Origin of the sequence: Vibrio sp. 1F263 (genome assembly GCF_041439035.1) — a bacterium.
Taxonomy (GTDB): domain Bacteria; phylum Pseudomonadota; class Gammaproteobacteria; order Enterobacterales; family Vibrionaceae; genus Vibrio; species Vibrio tasmaniensis_A.
On record NZ_JBGONI010000124.1, the window covers coordinates 1 to 1,334 of the forward strand.

Annotated in this window: 1 protein-coding gene; it reads left to right on the forward strand. The window is 48.3% G+C overall.

Going from position 1 to position 1,334, the window contains the following annotated elements:
- Positions 1–309: 309 nt before the first annotated feature.
- On the forward strand, positions 310–1,334 hold a 1,025-nt coding region (locus tag ACED25_RS23420; RefSeq protein ID WP_371696271.1), incomplete at its 3' end, for a type IV secretion system DNA-binding domain-containing protein.

Genomic DNA, 1,334 nt, shown 5'->3' on the forward strand with positions numbered 1-1,334 from the left:
TCTTAAAAAGAGTAATCAGGATTGCTTTGAAGGTTTCGAGCATAACGCTGACCACATTCGAGACCGTGAGGATTATCAGCGCAAGGAAATAAACCACCCAAGTTTTGCCAGCATGTCGGGGCTCTAGCCCCCCACCCCGTCGGAGAGGTGAACATCCGTGACTTACCTTCGGCATGCGTAAATTTTTTTCATATCAGAGCCCTACACCGCAATACCATTAGCCAACAACCGTTCAATTGTTGGCCAGCTCATCTGCATACGCAGGTAATTACCTAAAAAAGCACTGCATTTCACTCTCAAGGAACCACGATGCCTAGACCTAAACGCGCGTCCGGCAACCACTTTACCCGTGGCGGACAAATTACTTTTCACTCCATTCGGATGTTCTTTCAAGTCAACAATACCTTAGTCTACGCCGCCATTTGGTCGGTGATAGCGCTCACTGGCGTTCTTACCTGGCTACGCGCGCCCGATAACGCCTTTTGGTCTGTGTTCTACTACTGGCGCAATCATATCTATGCCAGCTTTGGGCACAATCTTAACAGCGAAGTCACGACGTTCTGGAGTGGAAAACGCTACGTTGGCACGCTCGCCTCCCAACTGGAAAATACCCAACTCATCAGCCTTTATGATGACGTCATTCGCCAAGCACAAATCAACTTCTTAATTGCCATCTGTATTGCCTTCGCTATTTTGATGCTCGCCATGAGTTTCTTTAAACGACAAGGCGAAAAGCAAAGTGAAGATTTCCACGTTCGAGGCTTTCAATACGCCGAACCCAAAGTGCTCACAAATGATTTGAAAAAACGGGCAAAGAAACTCAAAAGACAGGGTGTAGGCAACGGACGGATTTCTGATTTCAAAGTGGATGGGCTGGCCTTGTTTAAGCGTGAGTTTGAAGTTCAGCATATGCTCATCGACGGCACCACAGGGGCAGGTAAATCCGTCATGCTTCGTAAACTCCTGCGCTGGATACGTAAACGTGGGGATAAAGCCATTATTTATGATAAAGGCTGCACCTTTACCAGTAAGTTCTTTGACCCTAGCCAAGATACCTTACTCAACCCCTTCGATGAACGCTGCGCCAATTGGGATGTCTGGTGTGATGCTAAGGATGCCCCTGATTTTGAAAACATTGCGAACGCGCTTATCCCGCAACATGGTGAAGGTGATCCGTTCTGGGTTGATTCCGCACGGACTATCTTTTCAAGTGCGGCGTATCGCATGAGCCAAGATGACAAGCCCTGCTCGACCGCAAGGCTGCTTAGCCTGATACTCACGTCTGAACTTGAAACCCTGGGTAATTTCCTGCAAGGCACAGAGTCTGCTTCCCT